Annotated in this window: 18 protein-coding genes and 1 tRNA gene; 8 read left to right on the forward strand and 11 right to left on the reverse strand. The window is 67.0% G+C overall.

What is annotated here, in order from left to right; translation table 11 throughout:
• Positions 1-3: 3 nt before the first annotated feature.
• Together OF829_RS14425 and OF829_RS14430 are read left to right on the forward strand one after the other, a co-directional pair.
• Positions 4-1719 (forward strand): M1 family metallopeptidase, encoded by a 1716-nt coding sequence (locus OF829_RS14425; protein WP_264940784.1) that lies wholly within the window; start codon positions 4-6, stop codon positions 1717-1719.
• Positions 1716-2324 carry a methyltransferase family protein gene (locus OF829_RS14430; protein ID WP_264940785.1) on the forward strand — a complete coding sequence of 203 codons (609 nt, stop codon included), beginning with the start codon at positions 1716-1718 and terminating at the stop codon, positions 2322-2324. Before OF829_RS14425 ends, OF829_RS14430 begins: the two co-directional genes overlap by 4 nt.
• Here the strand turns inward: OF829_RS14430 and OF829_RS14435 are convergent.
• A complete protein-coding gene (locus OF829_RS14435) occupies positions 2321-3577 on the reverse strand; it encodes an MgtC/SapB family protein (RefSeq protein WP_264940786.1) in 1257 nt (418 codons plus the stop codon). The two genes, OF829_RS14430 and OF829_RS14435, sit on opposite strands and share 4 nt — an antisense overlap.
• 136 nt (positions 3578-3713) lie before the next feature.
• A complete protein-coding gene (locus tag OF829_RS14440; RefSeq protein ID WP_264940787.1) occupies positions 3714-4337 on the reverse strand; it encodes a hypothetical protein in 624 nt (207 codons plus the stop codon).
• A gap of 134 nt (positions 4338-4471) precedes the next feature.
• On the opposite strand from OF829_RS14440, the gene OF829_RS14445 reads away from it, so the two are divergent.
• Positions 4472-5926, forward strand: coding sequence for an NCS1 family nucleobase:cation symporter-1 (locus OF829_RS14445; protein WP_264940788.1), 1455 nt, complete (start codon positions 4472-4474; stop codon positions 5924-5926).
• Positions 5927-5949: 23 nt separating this feature from the next.
• Here OF829_RS14445 and OF829_RS14450 read toward each other — a convergent pair whose 3' ends face one another.
• On the reverse strand, positions 5950-6672 hold the full coding sequence (locus tag OF829_RS14450; RefSeq protein ID WP_264940789.1) for a hypothetical protein: 723 nt from the start codon (positions 6670-6672) through the stop codon (positions 5950-5952).
• Between the two features lie 66 nt (positions 6673-6738).
• On the opposite strand from OF829_RS14450, the gene OF829_RS14455 reads away from it, so the two are divergent.
• The gene (locus OF829_RS14455; RefSeq protein WP_264940790.1) at positions 6739-7584 is read left to right on the forward strand and encodes an energy transducer TonB; all 846 of its coding nucleotides are present in this window, start codon (positions 6739-6741) and stop codon (positions 7582-7584) included.
• 60 nt (positions 7585-7644) lie between these two features.
• Here OF829_RS14455 and clpX read toward each other — a convergent pair whose 3' ends face one another.
• Positions 7645-8901 carry an ATP-dependent Clp protease ATP-binding subunit ClpX gene (clpX, locus tag OF829_RS14460; RefSeq protein WP_264940791.1) on the reverse strand — a complete coding sequence of 419 codons (1257 nt, stop codon included), beginning with the start codon at positions 8899-8901 and terminating at the stop codon, positions 7645-7647.
• A 159-nt stretch (positions 8902-9060) separates the two neighbouring features.
• Complete coding sequence (locus OF829_RS14465) at positions 9061-9702, reverse strand: ATP-dependent Clp protease proteolytic subunit (RefSeq protein WP_264940792.1); 642 nt, start codon at positions 9700-9702, stop codon at positions 9061-9063.
• Positions 9703-9840: 138 nt separating this feature from the next.
• On the opposite strand from OF829_RS14465, the gene OF829_RS14470 reads away from it, so the two are divergent.
• Positions 9841-10854 (forward strand): SDR family oxidoreductase, encoded by a 1014-nt coding sequence (locus OF829_RS14470; protein WP_264940793.1) that lies wholly within the window; start codon positions 9841-9843, stop codon positions 10852-10854.
• A gap of 10 nt (positions 10855-10864) precedes the next feature.
• Entirely contained in the window at positions 10865-11923 is a 1059-nt protein-coding gene (locus OF829_RS14475; protein WP_264940794.1) for an acyltransferase family protein, read from the forward strand.
• Here OF829_RS14475 and OF829_RS14480 read toward each other — a convergent pair.
• Positions 11880-12803 carry a glycosyltransferase family 2 protein gene (locus OF829_RS14480; protein ID WP_264940795.1) on the reverse strand — a complete coding sequence of 308 codons (924 nt, stop codon included), beginning with the start codon at positions 12801-12803 and terminating at the stop codon, positions 11880-11882. The two genes, OF829_RS14475 and OF829_RS14480, sit on opposite strands and share 44 nt — an antisense overlap.
• 96 nt (positions 12804-12899) lie before the next feature.
• On the opposite strand from OF829_RS14480, the gene OF829_RS14485 reads away from it, so the two are divergent.
• A complete protein-coding gene (locus OF829_RS14485; RefSeq protein ID WP_264940796.1) occupies positions 12900-13490 on the forward strand; it encodes a DUF4328 domain-containing protein in 591 nt (196 codons plus the stop codon).
• A 59-nt stretch (positions 13491-13549) separates the two neighbouring features.
• On the opposite strand, the gene tig is transcribed toward OF829_RS14485, so the two are convergent.
• Together tig and OF829_RS14495 are read right to left on the reverse strand one after the other, a co-directional pair.
• Positions 13550-15184, reverse strand: a complete 1635-nt coding sequence (tig, locus tag OF829_RS14490) for a trigger factor (protein WP_264940797.1) — start codon at positions 15182-15184, stop codon at positions 13550-13552.
• A 64-nt stretch (positions 15185-15248) separates the two neighbouring features.
• A tRNA-Leu gene (locus OF829_RS14495) sits at positions 15249-15333 on the reverse strand.
• A 108-nt stretch (positions 15334-15441) separates the two neighbouring features.
• Between OF829_RS14495 and OF829_RS14500 the strand changes: the two genes are divergently transcribed.
• Positions 15442-15615: a hypothetical protein gene (locus OF829_RS14500; protein WP_264940798.1), complete on the forward strand. Its 174-nt coding sequence runs from the start codon at positions 15442-15444 to the stop codon at positions 15613-15615.
• 9 nt (positions 15616-15624) lie between these two features.
• Here OF829_RS14500 and OF829_RS14505 read toward each other — a convergent pair whose 3' ends face one another.
• The 3 genes from OF829_RS14505 to OF829_RS14515 all read right to left on the reverse strand — a co-directional run bounded on the left by OF829_RS14505 (position 15625) and on the right by OF829_RS14515 (position 17909).
• Complete coding sequence (locus OF829_RS14505) at positions 15625-16503, reverse strand: hypothetical protein (protein ID WP_264940799.1); 879 nt, start codon at positions 16501-16503, stop codon at positions 15625-15627.
• Positions 16500-17150: a hypothetical protein gene (locus OF829_RS14510; RefSeq protein WP_264940800.1), complete on the reverse strand. Its 651-nt coding sequence runs from the start codon at positions 17148-17150 to the stop codon at positions 16500-16502. The genes OF829_RS14505 and OF829_RS14510 overlap by 4 nt, the downstream gene beginning before the upstream one ends.
• Before the next feature lie 150 nt (positions 17151-17300).
• Positions 17301-17909: a peptidylprolyl isomerase gene (locus OF829_RS14515; RefSeq protein ID WP_264940801.1), complete on the reverse strand. Its 609-nt coding sequence runs from the start codon at positions 17907-17909 to the stop codon at positions 17301-17303.
• Between the last annotated feature and the right edge of the window lie 51 nt (positions 17910-17960).

Genomic DNA, 17960 nt, shown 5'->3' on the forward strand with positions numbered 1-17960 from the left:
CCCATGGAGGCTCCCATCCGCACGATCCTGTTCCTCGCCGCCAGCGCGCTCGCGCTCGCCACGCCCGCGCTCGCCCAGACGCCGGGCAAGCCCCCGATCTCCGACCTCACCAAGGTTTCGGGCGGCGCCATCGCGCCCGAACGCGCGGCGCTGAGCCTCCAGCATGTCGATCTGGCGATCGAAGTCTTCCCGGACGCCCGCAAGCTCGCGGGCACCGCTACGCTCACCATCGCGACCAGCGCCCCGCAGAAGCTGCTCCAGGTCGATCTCGACAAGAACCTCCCCGTCAGCGCGATCAGCGTGGACGGCAAGCCGCTCAAGCCCGGCAGCTGGAGCAACCCGGAGGGCCGGCTGATGATCACCCTGCCCCGCCCGCTCAAGGCCGGGGCGAGCGTGGTGGTGAAGATCGTCTATGGCGGCGTGCCCCATGTCGCGGTCCGCGCGCCCTGGGACGACGGCATCGTCTGGTCGCGCACCCGCGACGGCAAGCCCTGGATCGCCACCACTGCAGAGGGCTATGGCTGCGACCTGTTCTGGCCCTGCCTCGATTGGCCCCAGGGCGAGCCGAGCAAGGTCGATCTCCACATCACCGTCCCTGCGGGCCTCTCCGCCCCCTCGAACGGCACGCTGGTTGGCATCGACAAGCTCGCCGACGGCCGCACCACCTGGAACTGGCGCGCGCGCAGCCCCAATCCGTACAGCGTCGTGCTCAACATCGCGCCGTACAAGGAGATCACCCAGGTCTATCACAGCCGCTTCGGCAACAGCTTCCCGATGACCTATTGGTACACCGGCGGCCGCGACGTGCTCGCGCAGGGGCTGTTCGACGAATTCGCCCCGACGGTCGATTTCTTCGAGGCCAATGTCGGCCCCTATCCGTGGGGCGACGAGAAGCTCGGCGTGGTCGAGACCCCGCATCTCGGCATGGAACACCAGACGATCAATGCGTACGGCAACAATTACGAGAAGGACTCGACCGGGTTCGACTGGCTGTTCCAGCACGAGCTGAGCCACGAATGGTTCGGCAATCAGGTCACGGTTTCCAACTGGGACGATTACTGGATTCACGAGGGCTACGCCCAATACATGCAGCCCATGTACGGCCGCTGGCGCGAGGGCGAGGCGCGCTACGCGGTGATGATGCACGAATTCCGCATCCAGATCGCCAACAAGGCGCCGATCGTCTCCGGCCGGATCATGACCGAGGAACAGGTCTATGAGGAGGAGAATGGCGGCCCGGGCAGCGACATCTACGTCAAGGGCGCGTGGATGCTCCATACGCTTCGCAATACGATCGGCGACAAGGCCTTTTGGGAGGTCACCCGCCGCCTCGTCTATGGCCGCCCCGATCCCAAGCCCGGCAATTTCCAGCCGCGCTTCAGCTCGACCGCCGAATATATCAAGATCGTCAACGAGGTGACCGGCAAGGACTACGGCTGGTTCTTCGACGTCTATCTCTACCAGGCGGCCCTGCCCGAACTGGTCGAGCAACGCGATGGCGGCACGCTCACGCTCAGCTGGAAGGCGCCGAACGGCAAGCCCTTCCCGCTGCCCGTCGAAGTGCTGGTCGGCGACGAGGTCCGCCTCGTGCCGATGACCGGCGGCACCGCGAAGCTCGATGTCGGCGCCGGCACCCATGTCGTGGTCGATCCCGCCTCGCGCATCCTCAAGCGTTCGGTGGCGATCGAGGCCTATCAGCGGCGGATGGGCCGGCGATGATCGGCCTGGTCGCGCCCCAGCCCGTCGGCCTGCCCGGTTTCCTCGCAATGGCGACCGGGCTGGCGGCCTTCTTCCTCAGCCTCTCCTTCGCACGGCGAAGCATGGGCGGCAGCGGCGGCGGCGAAGCGCGGGCCAAGCGGTCGGCGCTGTCGGTGCTCGGCATCCTGATCCAGATGATCGGCTTCACCGTGGTCGGGATGGGGCCGCTCCGCGTCGAGCTGCCGCCCGACTCGCCGCTCGCGATCGGCGAGGGAGCCGCGGTGCTGGCGCTGGTCGGCTTCACCCTCGCCGTCTTCCTCGCCTCGACCCGCGCGATGGGCCGCAACTGGAGCCTGGTCGCGCGCACCCGCGAGGATCATGAGCTAGTGACCTGGGGCCCGTTCGCCTGGGTCCGCCATCCGATCTATGCCGGGCTGTTCGCCTTCATGCTCGCGCTGTCGCTCGCCTTCGGCCATTGGCGCGGGCTGATCGTCGGCGTGCCGCTCTACTGGCTCGGCACCGGGCTTCGCGTCGTCGAGGAGGAACGCCTGCTCCGCGCCCAGTTCGGCCCGGCCTATGACGCCTATGCCGCACGCGTGAAGCGCTTCGTGCCGGGGCTGGTCTAGCCCAGCCAGCTTGCCAGCGCGATCCCCGCGACCGATGCCAGCACCGCCGCGAACAGGGGCGCCGATGCCGCCAGCCCCTTGCGCCCGCCGGCGCCGAACAGCGCCAGCAATGCCTTGATCAGCGTGTTGGCGAGGATCGGGATCGACAGTACCACCCCCGCCGTCCAGCCGTCTATCGCCCCCTCTGGCAGCCCCGCGAGCGTCACCACCGAAGCATCGACATCGAGCATGCCGGTCAGCCCGAGCAGCACCGCGATCCCCTGCTGCCCAAAGCGCTCGAGCGCCCAGCGCGCGACCACCGACAGGATCGCGAGCAGTCCGGCAAGGAGCAGCGCCGGACGGAAGTCCATCGGGTTGCCGAGCTTGACCTCTTCGGCGGCGCGTTCGCCCCGCGCGCGCCGCAGCGCCAGTCCGGCCATCAGCAGCGCCGCCGTCAGCGCGGGCAGCATCGTGATCGCCAGCGACCAGCTCGCAAAGGGCGCGAGCAGCGCGGCGAGCACCTGCACGCGCACGAACATCACCAGCGACGCCAGCGCGATCCCCGCGACCAGCGCCCCTTCCGCCCCGCTGCTCTCGCGCAGCCGCCGCGCATAGCTGAGCGTCACCGCGGTCGAGGAGACAAAGGCGCCGAAGATCGCGGTGACGAGGATGCCCCGCTCCGCCCCGAACCGCCGCGCCGCGACATAGCCCGCGAACGAGAAGCCGAGCAGGATCACCACCACCATCCACAACCGGCGCGGGTTCCAGGCGCCATACGGGCCAAAATCGGCGTCGGGCAGCAACGGCAGGATCACCAACGCGACGAGCGCGAAGCGCGCGACCGACTCGACCTCGGCCTCGCTCATCCCCTTGAGCAGGCCGTGGAGCCGACCGCGCGATACCAGCACGATCAGCGCCACGCCCGCCGCCGCAAATGCCTGGACGATCATCCCCGACGCCGCGAGATAGCCGAGCGCGAAGGTGAGGAAGGCCATCACCGTCGTGGTGGCCGACAGGCTCGCCTGCCGCCGGAGCATCGAGGCGTAGCCGAGCACGAGGCTGGCCGCGACGCCCGCGCCCACTATGGCGGCCAGCAGCGGCGGCAGCAGCGCGGCGATTCCGCCGGCCAGCCCGATCAGCGCGAAGGTGCGAAACCCGCTCACCCGCGCGCCATCGGCGAGTTCGCGCTGCCGCCAGCCGCGTTCGAGTCCGATCAGCAGCCCGATGGCAAGCGCCGCGGCCAGCGCGCGGAGGGTGGGGTCGATCTCCAGCATCGGCCCATGGCTAGGGTCTGCCTGCGCCCGCGGCAATGCCGTTGCGCCGCCGACGCGGGAGCGGGCGCGCAATGGCACGAAGCAGGGGCCGGAAGCCGCGCCGCGCGGCTCCCCGATCCCCAGGCCTGGCTCGGCGTCAATCCCCGGCGGGCTTCAACGTCTTCGCCAGCACATAGGCGAACAGCAGCTGCCACGGCGAATAGACCCAGAGCAGCCGCGTGAATGCGCTCGCAAAGCTCTCGTCCGCGCCGGTGGTCAGGTACATATAGACCCCGAAGCTGCCCAGGCCGGCAAGCAGCAGCCCGCCGAACGCCGCGAAGATCAGGGTCGGCGCACCCGGCTTGAGCATCCCGCAGACGGCGCACAAGGCCAGCGTTCCGAACGCCCCGGCCGCACCGCCGACAAGGCCCGGCAGCATCGGGTTTCCGCCCGGCGCCCGGACGCTGTCGGGATAGGCGTTGAACGCCAGCGCCACCGCCGCATAATGGAGCGCGGTGAAGCCGATAACGAACACCGCCACCCGCATCCAGTTGGTCTGCTTGCGCTCCGCCCAGAGCAGCGGGAGCACATACAGTGGCGTCATCCACACATTGCCCTTGTCGATCGACGCAAGAAGCGCAAAGGCCAGGCCGCCAAGGTAGAGCAGATGGCCCAGGACGAGCCACTTGATCGTCTCGATCGCGACCGAATCGAGCTCAAGATCGAAGGCCGAGTGATACTCCCGGCCATTTTCCTCATGGATGATCAGATCATCAGACATCGGTCTTCTCCCGCATCCGATTACTGTGCGCATTGTGCGCCTCATCAGGCCCAAGGTCAAATCATCCCGCACCCTTGCGGTGCGCGCCCGAACGGGGGAAACTCGGGCGAAATCGCCGCTCGAGGGGGAATGAAATGGCGGACGAAAGCCTGTGGAATCCCGATCTCGCGCCTACCGGGCCGGAGCAGCGGACGTGGCGCTGGTATCACTATGCCGCTTTATGGGTCGGCATGGTCGTGGCGGTGCCGGCATGGATGCTCGCGGCCGGGCTGATCGGCGAGGGCATGTCCGCCGGCCAGGCGGCGCTGACGGTGCTGCTCGGCAACGTCATCGTGCTGATCCCGATGCTGCTGATCGGCCATGCGGGCGCGCGGCACGGCATTCCCTATGCGGTGCTGGTGCGCAGCTCGTTCGGGACGATCGGCGCGCGTCTCCCTGCGCTCGCCCGCGCCCTGGTCGCGTGCGGCTGGTACGGCATCCAGACCTGGATCGGCGGCGAGGCGCTGCTGACCCTGCTGGGCATCTTCCTGGGCGCGGATCTGCGCGGCTCGCCCCTCCCCGTGCTCGGGATCGGCATCGGACAATTGCTCGCGTTTCTCGCCTTCTGGAGCCTCCAGCTCTTCTTCGTCCGCAAGGGCCTCACCACGATCCGCCGGCTCGAGACCTGGACCGCGCCGGTCAAACTGCTCGTCTGCGTCGCCCTGGTCTGGTGGGCGGTGGATGCGGCGGGCGGCCTCGGCCCGATCCTCTCCGCTCCCTCCGCCTTCGCCGCCGGCGGCGCGAAGGAGGGGCAGTTCTGGACGATCTTCTGGCCCGCGCTCACCGCGATGGTCGGCTATTGGGCGACGCTCGCGCTCAACATCCCCGATTTCACCCGCTTCGCGCACAGCCAGCGCGACCAGATTGTCGGCCAGTCGCTCGGCCTGCCGCCGATGATGGGGCTGATCGCGCTCGCCAGCGTGATCACCACCTCGGCGACGGTCGTCATCTATGGCGAGGCGATCTGGGACCCGGTCAAGCTGTCGGGCATGCTCGCGGGGCCGTTCGTGCTGCTCGGGCTGGTGGTGATCAGCATCGACACCATCTCGTGCAACATCGCCGCGAACATGGTCTCCTCGGCGTACGACTTCTCGTCGCTGAGCCCCAGCCGGATCAGCTATCGCACCGGCGGCATGATCACCGCGCTGATCTGCATCGTGATCATGCCGTGGAAGCTGCTCGAGTCGTCGGGCGGCTACATCTTCGTCTGGCTCGGCGGCTATGGCGCGCTGCTCGGGCCGATCGCGGGCATATTGATCGCCGATTACTGGCTGATCCGCCGCACCCGGATCGACGTCGATGCGCTCTACCGCGCCGATGGCCGCTACGCCTATCGCTCGGGCTGGAACCCGGCCGCGCTGATCGCCTTCGCCGCGGGCGTGCTGCCCAACCTGCCGGGCTTCCTCCACACCGCCGTCCCCTCGTCCTTCGCATTCATCGGCGAGCCGTGGAATGCGATCTACACCTGGGCCTGGTTCATCGGGCTGGCGATCGCGCTGATCGTCTACACGCTGCTGATGCGGGGCCAAAGGGAGGGAAAAGATGCGTGAATTGAAGCCGTTCGCCGCCGCGATCAACTGGCCGGAGGCGTTCCGCCAGCCGCTGCCCTGCGCGGCGCGTGCGGCGGCCGCATCAGCCAGGCGAGGGCGAAGGCGAACGCCGCCTGCCACGAGAGGTGAACGCTCTCGAAACCGATGATCAGCCGCTCGCTGTCATGCGACGCCGCGATCAGGTCGGGCCCGGCGAACAGCACCGCCTGCCCCAACCCCGCCGCGCCGATCGCGCCGAGCAGCAGCGTGAAGAAGCTCATCGCCGCCAGCTCCGCCCGCCGCCGCGGGGCGAGCCGCACCACGAACAGGCCGGCAAAGGCGAGCACCGCGCCCGTCACCCCGCCCCACGCCCCGCTCGCCAGCGCGCGGAAGAAGGTGCCTCCGGTATCGATCGGATCGAAGTTCGACATCAGATGGTAGAAAGCGAGATAGATCGCCGCCATGTGCACCGCGGGCACGATCAGCAGAAAATAGACCAGCCGCCGCAGCCGTCCCGGCCGGTGCAATGTCCGCAGCACGAAGGGCAGCCCGAACGTCGGCGTCAGATAGAAGCTCGGCCCGATGAACGGCGAGATGATATCGTCGGGCCGCCCCTTGATCGCCACGAGCAGCAGCAGCGCGTAGAGCAGGACGCCGCCGAGCAGCCAGCGGAACGCGGTGGAGAAGCGGATGCCGCGATACGGCAACAGCCAGCCCTCGCGCGCCGGCGCGGCCATCCCTTCCTTCTCAGCCGCGCGCTCGGTCATTTGGGGTTCATCCTCCACGCGGGAGACTATTCGAGGGCTTTGGCGGAATCGAGGCGGGGGAGCGCAATGATGGGAATCAAATGGGTTGCCGTCGCGCTGTCGCTGAGCACCGCAACGCCCGCCGCAGCACAGGCCCTGTTCGGCTGGAGCGGCAGCTGGGAAATCACGCAGGATCGCGGCAGCTGCACGCTACGCCACGTCGCGAAAGACCCTGCCGCCACCGAGATCGCCATCACCCGATGGACCCGGGGCTGGATGCATGTCAGCCTTGCGGCGAAGGCCACGGGCTGGCCCTTCGATCCCGCAACCTCCCCGCGCCTCCTGCTGATCGTGGACGGGGTTGCGTTCTCGAGGGGCTCCGAATCACTTAGCGGCGACGCGGTACGTAACGGCTTCACGACGAGTTTGTGGGGAGAGGATTTCACCAAATTGCTCGCCGCCCGCACGATCATATTCCGATCCTACCCCTCCGAGCGTGAAGTGAGCCTCACCTTGCCGCCGAGCGCGTTCGCGGAACGCGATCTCGAACGCTGCCTTGCCGACGCCAGGATCAAGGAGCGCGGATCGGGCGCCACCGTGGTGACGCCTCCGCGCTTGCGGGGGAGGCAGGAAAATCTGATGACGCCGGACGATTATCCCGGGTCCGCGATACGAACGCAGACGAGTGGAACGGTAACTGTCCGACTGACCGTCACTGCCTATGGCTATGCCAGCGATTGCGCAGTGATCGCGTCCTCCGGAAGCGAGGTGCTCGACAAGGCGACTTGCGGGATCTACTCGCGCCGCGCCCGTTTCGAGCCGGCGCTGGACGCTCAGGGCCGAGCGACCGCCGGCAGCTACGGCTTTACCAAGCAATGGGTCGCGCCGCCGCTTCCGCCGGTCATGTACGCTCCAAGCACGATAAAACGGTAGCGCGAACGAAAAGGGCGCCGCTTTCGCGACGCCCCGTTCGTCAGGCCCATGGCAAGGCGATCAGCCCGCCTTTTCCTTCTTGGCATAGACGCGCACCGGCTCCTTCGTGCCGCCGACCACGTCCTTGTCCACCATCACCTCGTCGACGCCGTCCATGCTGGGCAGGTCGAACATCGTGTCGAGCAGGATCGCCTCGAGGATCGAGCGGAGGCCGCGCGCGCCGGTCTTGCGCTCGATCGCCTTTTTCGAGATCGCCACCAGCGCGTCGTCGTTGAAGCCGAGCCGGACCTGCTCCATGTCGAACAGCTTCTGATACTGCTTCACCAGCGCGTTCTTGGGCTCGGTGAGAATCTTCATCAGCGCATCGACATCGAGATCCTCGAGCGTTGCGATCACCGGCAGGCGGCCAACGAATTCGGGGATCAGCCCGAACTTGAGCAGATCCTCGGGCTCGACCTGCTTGAGAGTCTCGCCGGTGCGGCGCTCGTCGGGCGCGGCGACATGCGCGCCGAAGCCGATCGACTTGCCCTGGAGGCGGTCGCCGATGATCTTCTCGAGGCCCGAAAAGGCGCCGCCGCAGATGAACAGGATGTTGGTCGTATCGACCTGGAGGAATTCCTGCTGCGGATGCTTGCGCCCGCCCTGCGGCGGAACGCTCGCGGTGGTGCCTTCCATCAGCTTGAGCAGCGCCTGCTGGACGCCCTCACCCGAAACGTCGCGGGTGATCGAGGGATTCTCGGCCTTGCGCGAAATCTTGTCGATCTCGTCGATATAGACGATCCCGCGCTGCGCCCGCTCGACATTATAGTCCGAGGCCTGGAGCAGCTTGAGGATGATGTTCTCGACATCCTCGCCGACATAGCCCGCCTCGGTCAGCGTGGTCGCATCGGCCATGGTGAAGGGCACGTCGAGGATGCGCGCCAGCGTCTGCGCCAGCAGCGTCTTGCCGCAGCCGGTGGGGCCGACGAGCAGGATGTTCGACTTGGCGAGCTCGACATCCGCGCCCTTGGCGCCGTGATTGAGCCGCTTGTAATGGTTGTGCACCGCGACCGAGAGCACGCGCTTCGCCTGCTTCTGCCCGATCACATAATCGTCGAGCACGTCGCAGATTTCCTGCGGCGTGGGGACGCCGCCGTCCTTCTTGGAGACGAGCGACGACTTGGTCTCTTCGCGGATGATGTCGTTGCAGAGCTCGACGCACTCGTCGCAGATGAACACGGTCGGGCCCGCGATGAGCTTGCGCACCTCGTGCTGCGACTTTCCGCAGAACGAGCAATAGAGCGTGCTCTTCGAGTCACCGCCGCTTAGCTTGGTCATTCAAATCCATCCTTTACGCGCCGAACGCGTACCGCCACCCGCTATCCTACACGCGGGTGGCTGTCCGGCAATCCAAAATCGGGCCGCTTCCGACGAGTTCCGCCCCACCGGGGCACGGCTGCAACACTTCATCTAAGTGACGGTTGTAGCCGAGCTTCCTTAAGCAGGTCCTGACGCCTCGTCAGTAGGCGCGGGACGCTTGTCGAACACTTCATCGACAACGCCGAACGCCTTGGCTTCATCGGCCTCGAAGAAGCTGTCGCGATCCATCACCTGCTCGATCCGCTCGATCGGCTGACCCGTATACTTCGAATAGAGCGCGTTCATCCGCGCGCGGATGCGCAGGATTTCCTTCGCCTGGATCTCGATGTCCGACGCCATGCCCTGCGCGCCGCCCGAGGGCTGGTGGAGCATGATGCGGGCGTTGGTGAGCGCCACGCGCATCCCCGGTTCGCCGCTCGCGAGCAGGAAGCTCCCCATCGACGCCGCCTGGCCGATGCACACCGTGCCGACCTTGGGACGGATATATTGCATCGTGTCGTGGATCGCCATGCCCGCGGTCACCACGCCGCCGGGCGAATTGATGTACATCCAGATGTCCTTCTTCGGGTTTTCGGACTCGAGGAAGAGCAGCTGGGCGGTGATCAGCGAGGCCATATGGTCCTCGACCCCGCCGGTGATGAACACTATGCGCTCGCGCAACAGGCGCGAATAGATGTCGAAGCTCCGCTCGCCGCGGCTCGATTGCTCGATGACGATGGGAACCAGGCCGTCGGTGACTTCGCTGTGAAGCGGATGCATGGGAAATTTCTCGTTTGTCGTTTTGCCCGGGGCCTACATCGGCGCTCGGATTGCGGGGCGCAAGGGGGGAAGACGGTCAACGGGCTCGCTTAACGCCGGGGACTTGCCCGAGCGCCCGAGCGGGCGCACATCGTTACGATGACGACATTCACAGTCCTGGTCACCGGCGGGTCCGGCTTTGTCGGCAGCCATGTCATCCTCCAGCTGCTTGAGGCGGGGCACACGGTGCGCACCACCGTGCGCAACCTCAAGCGCGAGCCCGAGGTGCGCGCGACGCTGGAGGCGGCGGGCGCCGACACCGGCCGCCTCTCCTTCTTCGCCGCCGATCTGGAAAAGGACGAGGGCTGGGCCGAGGCGGTGGCGGGCTGCGATTACGTCCAGCACGTCGCCTCCCCCTTCCCGATCAACCAGCCCAGGGACGAGCAGGAACTGATCCGCCCCGCGGTCGAGGGCACATTGCGCGTGCTCCGCGCCGCGCGCGATGCCGGGGTGAAGCGCGTCGTGCTCACCTCCTCCTTCGCTGCGATCGGCTATGGCCATGGCAAGCGCAAGGCGATCTTCACCGAGGCCGACTGGACCAATCTCGAGGGCAAGGGCCTCCAGCCCTATATGAAGTCCAAGACGCTTGCCGAACGCGCCGCCTGGGACTTCATCGCGGCGGAGGGCAACGGGCTGGAGCTGACGGTGGTAAACCCCGTCGGGATATTCGGCCCCGCGCTGAGCGGCGACCTCTCGACCTCGATCGAACTGGTCAAGCAGATGATGACGGGCAAGATCCCCGGCACTCCCGACCTCTGGTTCAGCGTGATCGACGTGCGCGACGTGGCATCGCTCCAGATCCTCGCCATGACCGACCCCCGCGCCAGGAACGAACGCTTCCTCGCGGTCGCGGGCGAACCCGCCTCGATGCACCAGATGGCGAAGATCCTCCACGCCAGGCTCGGCACCAGGATCCCGCGCCGCCTGCCCAGCTGGCTGATCCGCACCATGGCGATCTTCAACCCGATGGCGCGCGAAGCGGTCCCCCGCCTCGGGATCAAGGGCCGCGCCAGCAACGCCAAGGCCAAGGCGCTCGGCTGGACCCCACGCTCGAACGAAAAGGCGATCCTCGCGACTGCGGAGAGCCTGAAGGCCCTGGGACTGGTCGATTAGGACCGGCGCCTTGGGAGCCGGCGCGGCACGAGAGCGGTTCCTGGCGCTTGATGGCCTGCGCGGCGTCGCGGCGCTCGCCGTGCTGCTTTTCCATCTGCAAGGCACGATGCGGATCGGCTGGGCCTTCGCGCACGGCTATCTCGCCGTCGATTTCTTTTTCATGCTCAGCGGCTTCGTCATCGCCCATGCCTATGAGGCGCGGCTCCGCGCGCCGGGCGGACTGGGCCCGTTCCTGCGCGACCGCGTCATCCGCCTCCACCCGCTGCTGGTGCTGAGCCTGATTCCGCCTGGCGCGATGCTGCTCGCGTCGATGATCGCGGGCGAACCGCCTTACGCGCACCCGCTGCTCACCCTGGCCGTGGCGTTTCTTCCCTTCCCCGCCTTCTGGATCGCGCCGCCGTACAAATTCCCGCTCAACTCGGCTTCCTGGTCGCTTTTCTGGGAGCTGGTGGTCAATCTGGCGTTCGCGCTCGCCGCGCCGCGCCTGAACAACCGCCTGCTCGGAGCGATCGTCGCGGCCGCGGTGGCGGGCGCGGTGGGCGTGAGCCTCTGCAATCACGGCCTGCTCGACCCCGGCCCGACCGCGGGCTTTCGCGCCTTTGCCGGCTTCGCGATCGGCGTGGGGCTGCTGCGGGTGCATCGCCTGGACCGGTTTCGCGCGGACCGGCTGGGCCTGATCGCCGCGCCGCTGCTGCTGCTCAGCCTTGCCGCGGTGCCGATCTCGCCCAGGGTGGCGACCCTCTATGATCCGCTGATCGTCTTCGGACTCTTCCCGCTGATCCTGCTCGCGAGCGCGCGGCGCGAGGCACGCTTTCCCGGGCTCTGCGCGTGGCTCGGCGGGCTTTCCTATCCAGTCTATGTGCTTCAGGCTCCGGTGCTCAAGCTGATCCACCGGCCGCTCGCCGCGGCCATCCCCTACCCCCTCGCGAGCGGGCTCGTGCAATGCGCGATCGTGGTGGCGGTCAGCCTGATCGCGTGGCGCCTCTATGACGAGCCGGTCCGCCGCGCACTCCGCCGGCGGTTCGCTAGCGGGCGAGCCCCGGATAAGCGAGATAGGCCAGCCGCCTGACCTCGCGCCGGCCATGGACGACCGTGTCGAGGATGAGCCCGGTGAACAGATTGAGCGAGGCGAGCAGCATCAGCCCGGTCGCGAGCACGCCGGTCGGCAGGCGCGGCACCTTGCCGGTCTGGATGAACTCCCACACCAGCGGAATCCCCAGCCCCAGCCCCGCGACCGCGAAAAAGGCCGCGATCCAGCCGAAGAACAGCAAGGGCCGCTCGATCCGGTAGAGCGTGATGATCGTCCGCAGGATGCGCAGCCCGTCGCGATAGGTGGACAGCTTCGACACCGATCCCTCGGGCCGCGCGAAATAGGTCGTCTCGATCTCGCCGACCGGCATCTTGAGCTCGAGCGCATGGACGCTGATCTCGGTCTCGATCTCGAACCCGGCCGAGAGCACCGGAAAGCTCTTCACGAAGCGCCGCGAAAAGACGCGGTAGCCCGAGAAGATGTCGGTGAAGGTCCGCCCGAACAGCCCGGCAAGGAACCCCGTCATCACCTTGTTGCCGAGCACATGCCCGCGCCGGTACGCCTCGGCTTCCTCATGGACCCGGGTGCCGACCACCATGTCGAGCCCCTCCTCCACCAGCCGCGCGACCATCGCGGGCGCGGAGCTGGCGTCATAGGTCGCGTCGCCATCGGCCATCACATAGATGTCGGCATCGATATCCGCGAACATCCGCCGCACGACATTGCCCTTGCCCTGCATCCGCTCGGTGCGGACGATCGCGCCGGCCTCGCGCGCGACCTCGACCGTCCGGTCGCGGCTGTTATTGTCGTAGACATAGATCGCCGCCTCGGGCAGCGCCGCGCGAAAGCTCACCACGGTCTGCGCGATCGCGGCTTCTTCATTGTAGCAGGGCAGGATGACGGCGACGGAACGGCTCATGGGCTCGCCATAGAGCCGAAGTTCCTAAGGTTCGACTATTTTGTCGTTTGACCTTTCCCGCCGATCCGCGATCATGGCGCGGGGTTGGGGGACGCAATGAAGGTTCGAAATCTTGGCGTATTGACGATGATCGTCGCGGTCATGGTCGTGATCGACGCGCTGGCCATCCCGGCGGCATTGGTCTGGCGCGAGGTCGACCCCGACAGCTTCTTCCTCGTCGCCCTTGAGGACGGCTCGGGAATCCAGGGCATCGCCTTCCTCGTCAAGATCCTGACGATGATCATCTTTTCGGTCTGGATCTACCGGGCCGGGGCCAATCTGCTCGCCGCGGGCTTCGAGGATCTCGAATTCACCCCCGGCGCCCGCATCTGGTGGTTCGCCGTCCCGATCGCGTGCCTGTTCAAGCCCTTCCAAGGCATGCGCGAGCTGTGGAATGCCAGCCACCGCCAGGACTATGCCGACAATCATTCGTTGATCACCAGCTGGTGGCTGCTGTGGCTCGCGACCAACTTTTTCGGCTCCTTTTCCAGTATCGGCGCCAGCCCCGAAGGGCCCTCGCTCGAGATATTGTGGATCGGAAGCGGGCTGGACGCGGTGGCGGCGGTGGTCGCCATCGTCATGATCCGCGGCATCGCGAGCGCGCAAACCCAGCTGACCGCCGAAGCACTCGACGAAGTCTTCGCCTGAATCGAAAGCCCCCGCCCGGACGGGTCCGGACGGGGGCTGATCGATCGGCCGGTCAGGCCTTACTTCTTCTTCGCCGGCGCCTTCTTGGCGGGCTTGGCTTGCGCGGCAGGCTCGGCCCTCGCGGCAGGCGCCTTCTTGGTCGCGGCCTTCTTCACCGGCTCGGCGGCGACGAGATCGTCGGCGTCGGCGGGAGTCTCGGGGGCCACATCCTTCTTCGAAGGCGCCTTCTTGGTGGCGGCCTTCTTCACAGGTTCCTCGGCGACGGCCTCGGCGGCCGGTGCTTCCTTCTTGGCCTTGGCCTTCTTCGGCGCATGGTCGTGATGGTCATGACCGCAGCCCGGGCCATGGACGTGCGGGATCGCGCCGTCTTCGCTCTCGATCGCGGCTTCCAGCTCCTCGCGCGAAACCTCGCGCTCGGTCACCTCGGCCTTGGAGAAGAGGAAATCGACGACCTTGTCCTCGAACAGGGGCGCGCGGAGCTGCGCGGCGGCCATCGGCTCCTGGCGGAGATATTCGATGAAGCGCTCGCGCTGGTCCGCCGGATATTGCTGCGCGGCCTGCGCCACCAGCTGGTTCATCTCGTACTGCGAGACCTCGACGCCGTTCGCGGTGCCGATCTCCGACAGCAGCAGGCCCAGCCGCACGCGGCGCTCGGCGATCGAAACATAGTCGCCGCGCTCGGCCTCGAGCTCGGCCTTGGCGGCGTCGGGATCGGCCTCATGCTCGGCCTCGTGCTGGAGCTGGCCCCAGATCTGCTCGAACTCGGCATCGACCATCGTCGGCGGCACCGGGAAATCGTGGCCGGCAGCGAGATGGTCGAGCAGCTTGCGCTTCATATGCGTGCGGGTCAGCCCGTTATGCTGCTGCTCGATCTGCCCCTTGAGGAGCGTGGTGAGCTGCTCGAGGCTCTGCAGCCCCAGCGAGGCGGCGAAGCTGTCGTCGAGCCTGGTCTCGCCTGCGGTCTGCACCTTGGTGATCTTGAGGTCGAAGGTCGCCGGCTTGCCCGCCAGGTCCTTGGCGCCGTAATCGTCCGGGAAGGTGACATTGATCTGCTTCTCGTCGCCCGCCTTCACGCCGATCAGCTGGTCTTCGAAGCCCGGAATGAGCCGGCCCGAGCCGATCTCGACCGCCATGCCCTCGCCCGTGCCGCCGTCGAACGCGACGCCGTCGACCTTGCCGGCGAAATCCATCACCACCTGGTCGCCGGTCGCGGCCTTGTGCTTCGCGGGCGCATCTTCCCAGCCCTTTTGCTGGCCGGCGAGCTGCTTGAGCTGCACGTCGACATCGGCGTCCGACACCGGCACCACCAGCCGCTCGAGCGTGATGCCCTCGATCGACGGCAGCGGCACGTCGGGCAGCACTTCGAGTTCGACCGTGACCTCGGCATCCTTGCCCGCGGCATAATCCTCGCCGAGGCTGACCGAGGGCGACATGGCCGGGCGCAGCTTGTGCTTCGCCATCAGCTGCTGGACGCCGTCCTGGATCGCGGTGTTGAGCGCGTCGGCAGCGATCGCCTCGCCGTGCATCTTGCGCACCAGATTGGCGGGCACCTTGCCGGGGCGGAAGCCGGGCATCCGCACCTGCGGTGCGACGCGCTTCACTTCGGCATCGACCTTCGCGTCGATATCCTTGGCGCTGATCTTCAGCGTGTAGGCGCGCTTGAGGCCCTCGTTCAACGTCTCGACAGTCTGCATTTCACGGCTTTCAACTAAGGAATCGGATTAGCGGCGTCCGAACGCTGATGGGAAGCGGCGGTGCTGGTGCGGGCGAAGGGACTCGAACCCCCACACCTTTCGATACCAGAACCTAAATCTGGCGCGTCTACCAGTTCCGCCACGCCCGCAGGGGCACCGCCGGTCGGCGGGCTCTATAGCAGTCAGGGGTCCGGGGGCAAGCGCGAAGCAACCCCATATGCGGGACAAACGTTGAGTGGACAAAGGAGACCGCCAGCGTGCCCGTAGAACCCCCGGTCCAGCCCACCACGCCGCCCCCCGAAACCCCGGCGCCGGGGCAGCCTGTCCAGCCGGCCGCCCCGCCGCCCGAGATCGCGCCGTCGGCTCCCGACATCGACGTCCCCCACCCCGGCACCGCGCCCGACATCGCGCCGGGGCAGCCGCTGGGGTGAGGGCAAATCTCAGTCGGCCGTGCCGCTCTGGTTCGCCAGCGGCTGGCCGGTCCGTTCGTCGATGATCGTGTCGCGCCGATAGCTCAGCACGCCCTGCATCGGATGGATCCGGTCGATCGTCACCCCGAAATAATTGGGGAATTTGCCCGCCGCGCGCAACACCGCCGGGTGCACCGGCAGGCCCTGGAGCGGCGCCGGCGGCGGTCCGTCGAACGGTCGCAGCTCGGTCGGCAACGGATGGCCATAGGGCTCCATGCGCGGGAACGGACCGCCGACGGCGACGCCGTGCGTGGCGAAAATCCCCAGATCGACGATCTCGCCCGGCTTTGCGTCGAACTTCACCGTGCCCATGCACAGGCAGATGCCGCCAAAGCCGTTGCCGGTCATCAGCACCGATCCATAGATGGAATAGGTTCCCGGCTTGACCGCGATCAGGAAGCCGAACACCGGCTTCGCCTTGAAAAAGGCGGGACTGATCCGCCCCTCGGTCATCGTGATCATCTCCATGGTCGGGGAGACGACATTCTCTTCGGTGGGCTCCACCGGTGCTACCGGCTTGACGAGGCCGGCCCGGGCCGAGCTGGGCGTCCGGTTCCACGTCCACATGGCGGACTCATAGGTGTGGAGTTCGTTGCGATATTTCCGCCGCGCCTTTTCGAGCGCCGCATCGCGCGCCTTGCGCCAGTCGGCACGATCCGCCGCGTCCGGCTCGCGGATGAAGATCATCGGCGCCTGGGCTTGGGTCCGATAGAAGATGTAGCTGAGCGCGGGATCGACCTGGATGGTCAGATCCTTGCGCGTGAACTGCCGGATGACCTGGGCCGAAGCCGCGGCCGGAACCAGCAGGGCCGCCATCGCGGCGATCGCCAGGGAGAGACGCTTGATCATGGCTCGAGCACCTTTCCGCCCGGGCGCGCGCCCGAAGCGATCCGCGCCTGCTGCTGGAGATAGCCCTGGCGGCGGCGCTCGGAGATGCGGCCATTGCCTTCGGAAAAGTTGAACTGCTCCCACGCATCCTTGGGCACGCCGTAACGGCCATATTCCTTATAGCCCATGCAGATGCGCAGATTCTGCCAGCGCTGCCGCCGCCGCGCCGCCGATCCGAAGATCGCATCGGCGATCGCGCTGCCGATCGCCCCGCCGATCGCGCTGGGCAGCACGCCATAACCGTACATGTACGGGTTGGTATAGGCGGTGTGATAGCTCGCCCCGCGCGCATAATCGTCGCACTCGCGGATATCGGCCAGCGCGGTCTCGAAATCGGTGCCCTCGCGCCAGAAGAAGAAATATTTGTCGAAATTCGCCTCGATTTCAGGCGTCGCGACGAAATTGATGTCCGGAACCTGGATTTTCGCCGGATCGATCCGCAGCTCGCCCCGATCCTCGACGCTCACCTGCGGCGGCGCATCGGTCGCGGCGGCCGTCCCGGTCGCCGGTCCGTTGGCCGCGGCGGGTGCCGCGTCCTGAGCCCATGCGCCTGGCGCGACAAACGTCGCCGTGGCCGCAAGCGCGACGGCCCATCTTCTCGATCGCATGGAAACCCCTCCCCTATGCAGCGGGAAACATCGTCCAGCGCAATGATTTAAGCAAGCCGGTTTATTCGGGCGCGAAGGGTAAAAACGCCGACTTCATCGGCATATAGGGGCAGTTATTCATTCGCTATTCAGCTACCCAGCCCCGCTTGATCAGGGCGCCGTCACCCGCCGCGCGCTGATGATCGTCACCGGTGCCTGCGGGATCTCGCCCTTGTAATAGCCCTGGTCGGTCGCGGTGGGCGAATTGGGCGCGTCGAAGATCTTGATCACCACCTCGCGCCCCTCCACCACATGCGCGAAGGCGGCATAGCCCAGATTGTCGCCCGGCTTGCTCGGATCGGCATCGAACGAGGGCTGATCGCCCACCACGATGGTGAAGTCGCCCCCCGCCGTCCCCGGCGCGAAGCGCGGCAGCGAGAGCGTCATGTCGGTATGCCTGATGCCGGTCTGGGTGGTCGGCTCGTGCGCGATCGGCGGCAGCACCCGGCGCGGCGCGCCCCGCACCCCGAACTGGACGAAGCCGAAATTGTCCTGAACCTTCACCACGCGATAGAATGTGATCCCGTCGAGCCGCTTCTGATCGACATAACGCAGAAAATTGCGGCTGCTGATCGGAGCGCGATCGTCCATCTCGATCGTGAAGCTGCCGACGCTCGTCACGATCGCGACGCGGACAGGCGGCTTGGGGGCGGGCGTGGTCTGGGCGAAGGCGGGAAAGGCGAGCAGCGACAGCAGCAGCGCAATCAATGTCCGAACCATGCGTGTCTACTCCCGGGGAGATTCGCCTTCACGCTACCAGCGGTTTCGGCG

Source organism: Sphingomonas caeni, from assembly GCF_026013415.1.
GTDB classification, from domain to species: Bacteria; Pseudomonadota; Alphaproteobacteria; order Sphingomonadales; family Sphingomonadaceae; genus Sphingomonas; species Sphingomonas caeni.

What these genes read in the sequence shown, in the direction of transcription:
- OF829_RS14425 (WP_264940784.1), top strand. Translation starts at nt 4, where the DNA reads ATGGAGGCTCCCATCCGCACGATCCTGTTCCTCGCCGCCAGCGCGCTC.
- OF829_RS14430 (WP_264940785.1), top strand. Translation starts at nt 1,716, where the DNA reads ATGATCGGCCTGGTCGCGCCCCAGCCCGTCGGCCTGCCCGGTTTCCTC.
- OF829_RS14435 (WP_264940786.1), bottom strand. Translation starts at nt 3,577, where the DNA reads ATGCTGGAGATCGACCCCACCCTCCGCGCGCTGGCCGCGGCGCTTGCC.
- OF829_RS14440 (WP_264940787.1), bottom strand. Translation starts at nt 4,337, where the DNA reads ATGTCTGATGATCTGATCATCCATGAGGAAAATGGCCGGGAGTATCAC.
- OF829_RS14445 (WP_264940788.1), top strand. Translation starts at nt 4,472, where the DNA reads ATGGCGGACGAAAGCCTGTGGAATCCCGATCTCGCGCCTACCGGGCCG.
- OF829_RS14450 (WP_264940789.1), bottom strand. Translation starts at nt 6,672, where the DNA reads ATGACCGAGCGCGCGGCTGAGAAGGAAGGGATGGCCGCGCCGGCGCGC.
- OF829_RS14455 (WP_264940790.1), top strand. Translation starts at nt 6,739, where the DNA reads ATGATGGGAATCAAATGGGTTGCCGTCGCGCTGTCGCTGAGCACCGCA.
- clpX (WP_264940791.1), bottom strand. Translation starts at nt 8,901, where the DNA reads ATGACCAAGCTAAGCGGCGGTGACTCGAAGAGCACGCTCTATTGCTCG.
- OF829_RS14465 (WP_264940792.1), bottom strand. Translation starts at nt 9,702, where the DNA reads ATGCATCCGCTTCACAGCGAAGTCACCGACGGCCTGGTTCCCATCGTC.
- OF829_RS14470 (WP_264940793.1), top strand. Translation starts at nt 9,841, where the DNA reads ATGACGACATTCACAGTCCTGGTCACCGGCGGGTCCGGCTTTGTCGGC.
- OF829_RS14480 (WP_264940795.1), bottom strand. Translation starts at nt 12,803, where the DNA reads ATGAGCCGTTCCGTCGCCGTCATCCTGCCCTGCTACAATGAAGAAGCC.
- OF829_RS14485 (WP_264940796.1), top strand. Translation starts at nt 12,900, where the DNA reads ATGAAGGTTCGAAATCTTGGCGTATTGACGATGATCGTCGCGGTCATG.
- tig (WP_264940797.1), bottom strand. Translation starts at nt 15,184, where the DNA reads ATGCAGACTGTCGAGACGTTGAACGAGGGCCTCAAGCGCGCCTACACG.
- OF829_RS14505 (WP_264940799.1), bottom strand. Translation starts at nt 16,503, where the DNA reads ATGATCAAGCGTCTCTCCCTGGCGATCGCCGCGATGGCGGCCCTGCTG.
- OF829_RS14510 (WP_264940800.1), bottom strand. Translation starts at nt 17,150, where the DNA reads ATGCGATCGAGAAGATGGGCCGTCGCGCTTGCGGCCACGGCGACGTTT.
- OF829_RS14515 (WP_264940801.1), bottom strand. Translation starts at nt 17,909, where the DNA reads ATGGTTCGGACATTGATTGCGCTGCTGCTGTCGCTGCTCGCCTTTCCC.